The 9293-nt window shown below is 53.9% G+C and carries 10 protein-coding genes; 1 reads left to right on the forward strand and 9 read right to left on the reverse strand.

What is annotated here, in order from left to right; all coding sequences use genetic code 11:
* Window positions 1–72: 72 nt before the first annotated feature.
* Window positions 73–1197, reverse strand: coding sequence for a M56 family metallopeptidase (locus tag MWU61_RS12555; RefSeq protein ID WP_247128721.1), 1125 nt, complete (start codon window positions 1195–1197; stop codon window positions 73–75).
* Window positions 1187–1582, reverse strand: a complete 396-nt coding sequence (locus tag MWU61_RS12560; RefSeq protein ID WP_247128722.1) for a BlaI/MecI/CopY family transcriptional regulator — start codon at window positions 1580–1582, stop codon at window positions 1187–1189. The genes MWU61_RS12555 and MWU61_RS12560 overlap by 11 nt, the downstream gene beginning before the upstream one ends.
* Window positions 1583–1790: 208 nt before the next feature.
* On the opposite strand from MWU61_RS12560, the gene MWU61_RS12565 reads away from it, so the two are divergent.
* Window positions 1791–2117 (forward strand): DUF6552 family protein, encoded by a 327-nt coding sequence (locus MWU61_RS12565; protein ID WP_247128723.1) that lies wholly within the window; start codon window positions 1791–1793, stop codon window positions 2115–2117.
* A gap of 114 nt (window positions 2118–2231) precedes the next feature.
* On the opposite strand, the gene MWU61_RS12570 is transcribed toward MWU61_RS12565, so the two are convergent.
* The 7 genes from MWU61_RS12570 to MWU61_RS12600 form a co-directional block, all read right to left on the reverse strand.
* Window positions 2232–2510: a DUF2160 domain-containing protein gene (locus MWU61_RS12570; protein ID WP_247128724.1), complete on the reverse strand. Its 279-nt coding sequence runs from the start codon at window positions 2508–2510 to the stop codon at window positions 2232–2234.
* A gap of 1 nt (window position 2511) precedes the next feature.
* On the reverse strand, window positions 2512–3309 hold the full coding sequence (locus MWU61_RS12575; RefSeq protein WP_247128725.1) for a carbohydrate ABC transporter permease: 798 nt from the start codon (window positions 3307–3309) through the stop codon (window positions 2512–2514).
* On the reverse strand, window positions 3306–4169 hold the full coding sequence (locus tag MWU61_RS12580) for a sugar ABC transporter permease (RefSeq protein WP_247128726.1): 864 nt from the start codon (window positions 4167–4169) through the stop codon (window positions 3306–3308). Before MWU61_RS12580 ends, MWU61_RS12575 begins: the two co-directional genes overlap by 4 nt.
* Window positions 4166–5242 carry an ABC transporter ATP-binding protein gene (locus MWU61_RS12585; RefSeq protein ID WP_247128727.1) on the reverse strand — a complete coding sequence of 359 codons (1077 nt, stop codon included), beginning with the start codon at window positions 5240–5242 and terminating at the stop codon, window positions 4166–4168. Before MWU61_RS12585 ends, MWU61_RS12580 begins: the two co-directional genes overlap by 4 nt.
* Entirely contained in the window at window positions 5242–6306 is a 1065-nt protein-coding gene (locus MWU61_RS12590; protein WP_247128728.1) for an ABC transporter ATP-binding protein, read from the reverse strand. Before MWU61_RS12590 ends, MWU61_RS12585 begins: the two co-directional genes overlap by 1 nt.
* 89 nt (window positions 6307–6395) lie before the next feature.
* Window positions 6396–8132, reverse strand: a complete 1737-nt coding sequence (locus MWU61_RS12595) for an ABC transporter substrate-binding protein (protein ID WP_247128729.1) — start codon at window positions 8130–8132, stop codon at window positions 6396–6398.
* Window positions 8133–8420: 288 nt separating this feature from the next.
* The gene (locus tag MWU61_RS12600; protein ID WP_247128730.1) at window positions 8421–9089 is read right to left on the reverse strand and encodes a hypothetical protein; all 669 of its coding nucleotides are present in this window, start codon (window positions 9087–9089) and stop codon (window positions 8421–8423) included.
* Window positions 9090–9293 lie beyond the last annotated feature (204 nt).

A 9293-nucleotide genomic window follows, 5' to 3' on the forward strand; every position in this document is an offset into this window, starting at 1 on the left:
CTGTATGGTGTTAGGTCAAACCTAATGTCGCATCATCCAAAGGAAAAGAGCTCCGGCCGCACAGACATATGTTCACGGACTAACAGTGCGGCTATTCAACCGTTCAAGGTTCACGATTGTCGACAACATCAGCCTGTCGTGGCTCCAGTCATTGACGGGGCGCAGCGCGATCGTCGCGCAAACCACAACAGCAAACAGCGACAACATCAGCACAGACCCCATGTGTCGGGTATTCTGCGGGTGTTCGTCATCAAGCACCGACATGATGCGCGTTTTCAAGAAGCTTTCGGTGTGGCTCGCGTTTGCCCGTTTGTCGATCTGCACGAAGGGCACGCTTGGCGTGATGATCTGGTTAGTGCGGTCGCCCATGAGACTGGTCTGACAGACACGCAACAGACATTCGCAATAATCACGGATCGGATGTGTGTTGCGGCCCAACACCTGTTGATCGCAGGCCAGTTCGCGGATGCGTTCCACGTCGCGTTTGCAATACGCAAAGGCAGGGTTCCAAAAGAAGAACGGGCGCACCAATTCCAACGCGATTTCCCACGTCAGATCGCGTTGACGTACATGCTGGATTTCGTGGCTGACAGCGATGCGGACATCATTGCTTTGGGCCAGCAGGCCGGTTGGCAGCACGATGTAATGACGAAAAAGCCCGCGTGTCGAAAACGGGACACAAGTTTCATGGGTAAAGCGGACATCAATCCGACCAATGCGGCGCAAGACATAGCTGCGACGGATCATCCCCATTAGCTGCAGCGTGTCACGGGCATTGCGGACAACGATGATCGCAAAACCTACGGACAGACCACCAAGCACGGCATAGCCGAGCCAGCTTGTCAGCGATGCGATCTCGTGGGTCAGTTCTGTCCGGATCATCAACAGATGCTCGAACTTCGACGGGGTCATCGCGATGTTGCCGTGCAAATACTGGGAAACAAGGAAGTCGGACACGCTAATGCCGGTTGGCCCAGACAGCCAGCCCAGCCGCTGCCCCATATCCATGCCGTAAATCGCAATCGGGGATACGACGACCATCGCGATCAACCCGTAAAGCAGATGAAGCTGTGTCAAATACACCGTTTTCAAGGGCGTTCGTGCGATCAGGCGTTTGGCAAAGAACCAGACGGCGGCCACGGTCAGTAGAACGATATTCGTGTCGATATAAACGCTCAGCAGATGTTCAGGGGTCATTATCAGTCAATCTCCTGTCCAATAACGCCCGTATTTCTTCCAATGCTGCTTCAGACATGCCTTTGTCATTCACCAAACGCGCAACCATCGACGCCGGTGTCCCATCGAACAGCTTGTTCGACAGGTCTTGTAGCGTTTTTGTCTGGTAGGCGTCTTTGGCCAAGGCCGGTTTATAAACGAAAGTTTTGCCCTGCTTTTCGCTTGTGACAAATTCCTTCTGTTCCATAATCCGCAGGATCGTAGCGGCGGATGTGTAAGCAAGGTCGCGGTCCGGCGCCAATTGGGCCAGCACATCGCGCACCGTTCCTTCACCAAGCGCCCAAAGTTCTGTCATGAACTCTAGCTCGACCTCAGTCAGAAACTCGCTCTTTTTCTTTTGCCGCATGGGTGATCCCGCTCTTGTCTGGTTTGCTCTCTCCCTTGGGGTATTAAATACTAAGACTTTCGTATCACCAAGGTTTTTGTGAGCTACCCGACAACTTTGCCCTATCGCGGGGTAGCTCCGGTTCGGCCCCTAAGGCGTTGTGTTATAAAGCGACGCCCCTATTGGCGAGCACCTTCAGGCCAAACCTATAACAGCACAAAGGTCGGCAATGCGGACAAAGCTGCTGTTCAGATTTTCCATCGAAGGGGTTTTAGAACATCGCTGGTTAAGTCAGGTGCAATGGAATACAGGTTCGAAAACTTGGGCCGGAGACCTCAGAATGCAGCGTGTCGATATCGTTAAATGGATCGCGACAATGGTTCAATTAGTTGGATATGCTCTTACAGGATTGAACATTGTCCCTTGGAATATTCTCGCATTCATAATCGGAATTGTTTTGTGGTTCTTGGTTGGCGTCATGTGGAAGGATAGAGCGATTATGGTCGTTCATGTTGGCGCGTTCATCGCAATTTTAGGCGGATATCTCAATTCGTGATCGACAATATGGGCTCAAACCGGACTTTCGCTGCATACGCCACGATCACCCGGCTTTTGTCTTTGTCTCGACCATCAACCCACACTTCAAAGCCGTTTGTCGTCCGTCTCCGCATCAAACCTTCCAGAAACAGAACACGCCCCATGCGATGCTGATCGCGAGCGGCCCCCACAGCGGCATCCCGAAAAAGAACAGCCATGCGAGGAAGATGTAGGCGGTTCCGAGCAGGGACAGGAACAACCTGTCACCCCGTGTTGTCGTCAGCCCCAGCGCCCCTTTGCGTTCTGACGTGCCGGGGTAGCGGATTTCGATGAAGGTGATCACGCCCATTGCGCTGAACAACCCGATAAAGAACAGTGCCGTTGGCCACGTCCATGCCATCCAAGTCAACATATCAAACTCTCCCGAGGGCAAAGCCCTTCGCAATGTAGTTGCGCACAAAGTAGATCACGATGGCGCCCGGAATAATCGTCAGTGTGCCAGCAGCGGCCAACAGCCCAAGCTCGTACCCCGCCGACGACGCCGTTTTCGTCATTGTTGCAGCGATTGGTTTCGCATCCACCGCCGTCAGGGTTTTCGCCAGCAGCAGTTCCACCCACGAGAACATAAAGCAGAAGAACGCCGCGACCCCAACACCCGCTTTGATTGACGGCAAGAAGATCGTCATGAAAAAGCGCGGGAAGGAGTAGCCATCGACATAGGCGGTTTCGTCCAGCTCTTTCGGGACGCCGCCCATGAAGCCTTCCAAAATCCACACCGCCAGCGGGATGTTGAACAAACAATGTGCCAAAGCAACGGCAAGGTGGGTGTCGAACAATTCGACCGCAGAATATAACTGGAAGAACGGCAAGGCGAAAACGGCAGCCGGTGCCATCCGGTTGGTCAGCAACCAGAAGAACAAAGTCTTATCGCCCAAGAACCGATACCGGCTGAATGCATAGGCTGCAGGCAGCGCCACCGCGATCGAGATTACCGTGTTCAGTGACACATAGATGATCGAGTTGATGTAGCCCCAGTACCATGTCGGATCGGTGAAGATCGTCGTGTAGTTCTCCACCGTGAACGTCTGCGGGAACAGGCTGAACCCCGCGAGGATTTCGTTCGTTGTTTTGAACGACATCGCCACCAGCCAGTAGATCGGCAACAGCAGGAACAGAATGTAAATAATCGGGATCAGATTACGCTTTTTCATGGCGCGTCATCCTTCGTCATAAGAGTGTAGAATAGCCAAGAGACCAGCAATGTGACTGCGAAGTAGATCAGTGACATGGCTGCCGCCGGACCAAGGTCAAACTGACCAAGCGCGATTTTCACCAGATCAATCGATAGGAATGTGGTCGAATTACCGGGTCCACCACCGGTCATCACGAAGACCTCTGTGTAGATGTTAAAACTATCCATAAACCGCAGCAGGATCGCGATGGTCAGAACCTGCTTCATCTTCGGCAGCTGGATGTAGCGGAACACCTTGAAGGGCGATGCGCCGTCGATCTTTGCCGCTTGGTAATAGGCGTCAGGGATCGACACGAGGCCTGCGTAAGACAGCAAGACAACCAGCGACGTCCAATGCCAGACATCCATCGTGATGATCGTGGCCCACGCCGCAAACGGGCTTTGCGTCATGTCGTAGTCAATGCCGAGCGTCGTGTTCATGAAATAGCCCAACAAGCCGATGTCAGGCAGCGCGAAGATGTTCCACATCGCGCCAACCACGTTCCACGGGATCAGCATCGGCAAGGCCATGAGCACGAGGCAAACAGGCACCCACATGCCCTGGCGCGGCATGGACAGGGCAATGATGATGCCTAGCGGGACCTCGATCGCGAGGATAATGCCCGTGAACAGGAACTGCCGCCCTAATGCTGCGTGAAAGCGTTCGGAATGCAGCAATTCTTCGAACCAGCGCAGGCCTTCCCAGAAGAAGACGTTGTTCCCGAATGTTTCTTGGACCGAATAATTTACAACGGTCATCATCGGGATCAGGGCGTTGAAGGCGACCAGTAATAGAACTGGCAAAACAAAGAACCACGCCTTTTGGGATTCGGTTTTCATGGGTTTTCCCCCGTCGTGGCAAGCCAGCCGTCACGGTAAAGCCGCGTCTGGTTTTGTTGGAATTGCAGGTGCACAGCGGCGCCTTTTTCGGGAACAGCGCCTTCGGTCACGGCTTTCACGGATGTGTCACCGATCATCGCTTCGACAACGCTATGCCGCCCAATGTCGGACACTTTGCGCACCGTTGCAGGCAGACCCGCATCGCCAAGCGTTACAAACTCTGGCCGCACGCCGATCTGCGGCGTGCCTGTGTCGGTATTGATTGTGCCTTCCAGACCCACATGATGACCCTGCAAGAACGCGCCGCCATCGCGGACCTCTGCATCCAGAACATTCATTCCAGGCGATCCGATGAAGTGGCCGACAAAAGTATGCGCAGGCCGTTCAAACAGCTCAACCGGCGTGCCGATCTGCACAATCTCGCCGTCCTGCATCACGACCACTTGGTCGGCGAAGGTCAACGCTTCGGTTTGGTCATGTGTCACGTAGATCATCGTTGCGCGCACCTTTTGGTGCAGCTCTTTCAACTTGCTCCGCAGCTTCCATTTCAGATGCGGGTCGATGACAGTCAGCGGTTCGTCGAACATAACCACATTGACATCGTCCCGCACCAACCCCCGTCCCATGGAGATCTTTTGCTTGTTGTCAGGCGACAGGCCAGCGGCTTTCGCCCCTAGCATTTCAGTGACTTCCAACATCTCTGCAATCTCGGTCACGCGTTGCTTCACGCGGTCCTCGGCAACACCGCGATTGCGCAGCGGGAAGGCAAGGTTATCGTAAACAGTCATCGTGTCGTAGATCACCGGAAACTGAAATACCTGCGCGATATTGCGTTGATCAGGCGGCAACGCGGTCACGTCTTTGCCGTCGAACAGTATCTGCCCTTCGGACGGTTCCAACAGGCCAGAAATGATGTTGAGCAACGTAGATTTGCCACAACCAGACGGACCAAGCAGGGCGTAAGCACCGCCATCAGACCAATCCAGATCAATCTCTTTCAAGGCATAATCAGCAGGGGATTTCGGGTTGGGCATGTAGCTATGCCGCAGTTTCGATAGTGTAATCTTGGCCATCAGACGGTTTCCCCTGTGACAAGCGACCCGTCAGGCGCGAAGTAAAAGCATGCGGTCGGATCAAGGTAGAATGGATGATCTTCGCCGATCTCGTAGGGGTGGACTCCATGTGCCAGTGACACCCAATCCGCCCCCGGCATCGCAAAATGCGCAGAACTTTCCGAGCCGGACAATTCCGTCACAAGCACCTTACCGGACAGCGCGACCGTATTCTGGGGGCTGGCGACAGGTGTGACGTGATGCGGACGGACAGCCATCGTGTAGGAGCCATCGGCCAACCCATTTGCGGTTTGCCAAGTCGCGTCGCCCATCGAAACAGTATCGCCCAATTTCTTCACCACGGCCGTGTTGATCGGCGGGTCAGAGAATACAGAAGCGGCCATAAGCGATCCGGGCGTGCGATAAATGTCGGCGGTCTTGCCGAACTGGACGACATTCCCGTCGTCCATCAATCCGGTGTAGCCGCCAAGCAGTAACGCCTCTTCAGGTTCGGATGTTGCGTAGACCACGACCGCGCCGCGACCCGCAAAGAGTTCGGGCAACTGTTCGCGTAATTCTTCACGCAGTTTGTAATCAAGGTTCGCCAGCGGTTCGTCCAGAAACACAGCGCGGCTTTCCTTTGCAATCGCACGTGCCAATGCGGTGCGCTGCTGTTGACCACCGGACAATTCATGTGGCCTGCGATGCAGCATCGGGCGCAATTGCAGAATATCTGCGGCTTCTTCCACACGGCCCTGAATTTCCGACTTTGCCATCCCAACCACTTTGAGAGGCGAGGCGATGTTGTCGTAAACGGTCATGTGCGGGTAATTCACAAAGAACTGGTGGACGAGGCTGATGTTACGCTTTTGCGTCGTCAGCTTGGTCACGTCTTGGCCTTCCATGATGATCTGGCCACTGGCAATCGGATCAAGTCCGGCCATCATTTTGATCAGCGACGTTTTGCCCGATCCGGTCTTCCCAAGCAGGACATTGAAATGGCCTGTCTCAAGCGTCAAAGTCGTTGGTTTGATATGGGTCTGCCCACCAACCACTTTGGAAATATCATTTACTTGGAGTGTCATAACGGCCCTTGCCGGTCAGATGTGTCGTAAGTGCTGGGGCCCCAATGAAAAGGCCCCAGCGTGCGTTAGGCAGATGCCCAACAGGGAGGTTACTGTGCCGCCCAGCGAGCAACGAGCTCGTCGTAGTTGACGGTTTCGCCCTGCGGTTTCTCGTTCTCAAGCGGTGGCTTTGCGCCGCCGTTTGCGTACCAGTATTCCGCAGTTTGTTCGTCGTTCAGACGTGGACCACATCCGCCGTAAACATTGGCGGCTTCATCAGCTGCCTGCATACGACCCATGGTGATGTCCATTTCTTCGGCCAGACGATCCATGGCTTCTTGCGGTGTAAAGGCGCCAGAGTTCACGTCACCAATCTGCTGCCACCAAATCTGCGCGAGCTTTGGATAGTCAGGCACGTTGATGCCGGTTGGGGACCAAGCCACACGATCAGGGGACCGGTAAAATTCAACCAAACCACCCAACTGTGGTGCACGTTCGCTAAAGCTTTCGTGGTTCACAGATGAATCGCGGATGAATGTCAGACCAACATGGGATTTCTTCACGTCCACAGTCTTGGATGTGACGAACTGGGCATAAAGCCAAGCAGCCTGCGCACGATCAGACGGTGTAGAGTTCAGGAACGTCCAGCTGCCCACGTCTTGGTAGCCGACTTTCTGACCTTCTTCCCAGTATGGACCATGCGGGGATGGGGCCATACGCCAAAGCGGTGTGCCTTCTTCATCAACCGTGTTATTGCCTGCGGACCGCGGGGCGACCATGTCGGCTGTGAACGCTGTGTACCAGAAGATCTGCTGGGCTACGTTGCCTTGGGCCAATGCTGGAAGCGACTGGTAGAAGTCATAAGACGCAGCACCTGGAGGCGCATATGCCCGAAGCCATTCGTCCCACTTGCGGATCGCATAAACAGCCGCTGGACCGTTCGCCGCACCACCACGTGTGACAGATGCACCCACTGGGTTACAGCTGCCCTCTTCCATGCGGATGCCCCATTCATCGATCGGCACACCGTTTGGTTCGCCCTTCGATCCGGCACCAGCCATAGACAGCCAAGCATCCGTCATCCGCCAACCAAGGTCAGGCGCACGTTTGCCGTAATCCATGTGACCATAGATCGCGACACCGTCGATTTCTTTCACGTCGTTGCTAAAGAACTCGGCGATATCTTCGTAAGCGGACCAGTTGACTGGTACACCCAATGGGTAGCCATATTTTTCCTCAAACGCTGCTTGGTAATCAGCATTGTCGAACCAGTCTTTGCGGAACCAATACAGGTTCGCAAACTGCTGATCCGGCAACTGATACAGATTACCATCAGGACCTGTGGTGAACTGGCTGCCCATGAAGTCAGGCAAATCAAGCGTCGGGGACGTTGTCGCCGCCCAGTCACCCGCCATTTGTTCAGTCAGGTTATAGGCCTGCTGCAAACGGGAATGTGTGCCAATCAAATCGGAATCGTTGACGTAACCGTCATACAGGTTCCGGTTCGTTTGCATCTGGGTTTGCACGGCCTGAACGACCTCGCCCTCACCCAAAATTTGGTGGTTTACCTTGATGCCCGTGATTTCCTCGAACGCCTTTGTCAGGACTTCGCTTTCGTAGGAATGTGTCGGGATGCCTTCGGACAGGACGTTGATTTCCATGCCAGAAAACGGTTCTGCAGCGTCAATAAACCACTGCATTTCGGCCATTTGATCGTCTTTGGACAATGTGGATGGCTGGAATTCTTGATCAATCCAACGTTGTGCCGCGGCTTCATCAGCCAACGCGCTATTGGACCCCGCAACCACGGCTGAAACCGCAACTGCGGAGAGCAGATACTTACGCATCTTTTCTCCTCCCTAAAGATGTTATGAGCCGGATTTCGCCGACACCCTACTGTCGTCGCGACGGGCGTGTTTTGTCAAACTAAAATATTAGTAGTTGATGATATTTCTTTTAAGACACTGTTTTATATTATTTATTCCGGTGTGATTGGGGTGATAATCTTACCAAAAACAGCACAGCGCCCTCAGTATGAAGAAGCAATAACTGGCCTAACCACGCCTTTTTGTCGCGAACAATGAGCCAGTTTATGTGTCATTCTCCAGCCAATTACTTTAGGTCACCGCGCAGAATTATTCAGCAAACACAACAGTCCCTAGGTTGAATTGTAATCTTGACCCACGCGCAAATAGCGAACCCTGTCCAACAAATTCACCCGTCTCGGCAACCTGACCCTGCAGGCTTCCACTCACATCAAATGTCTCTGTGCCGCTGAGGCGCGCATCAAATGCGGCGCCAGGAATATCCACAGTCCCGGACACATCGACATCAATCCTCGACCCGCGCAGTTCCCCGCCAGATAGGTCCAATTCACCAGACAATCGCGTCAGCGCTGTCGCGTCACCGATCGGCGTGTAGCCGTCTGCGGGGTCGGCGCGTAGGATCGCAACGACGTCTTCATTTTCGGGGATAAGCACAAGATCACGCACATCACCCGAGAGATCACCACCGTTTGTGAAGGTCACATCAATCTGCGCCCGCCCGACCAACGCATCAGACGATCCGTTCGGGACCGCCAGCATATACCCGTCATAAGACGCCGATCCTTGCGCTTCCAAGGCCGCTTGATCAAGCGCCATGAAACCATCTGCGGCAAACCTGAAATAAGCGTCACCCGCAGCGTTGACGTCCTGAATGCTGATCGGGCCAGAGGTAGATACAACACCCGATCCCGACGATCCGCCACATGCAGCGAGAACAGTCAGACATCCCAGTGCGGCGTAGGTACGAAATATTGTCATGATGAACACCCCAAAGCAGAACAGGCGTTCATCTTAGGAAAATCTTACTTAACGTATGGTTAACATCACTTCCCACGTGCCAATGCCCGCTGGTTTTTTGTATCCAGCGGGCGTTGTTTTTGTTTTTTGCGTTTTTGCGCTTATTTGAGCAGGAGTTTTGCTTCGTGTTTTTTGAGCGCTTTGCGTGCTGACTGGTAGTTTTCC

This window comes from Loktanella sp. F6476L, from assembly GCF_023015725.1.
Taxonomy (GTDB): domain Bacteria; phylum Pseudomonadota; class Alphaproteobacteria; order Rhodobacterales; family Rhodobacteraceae; genus Yoonia.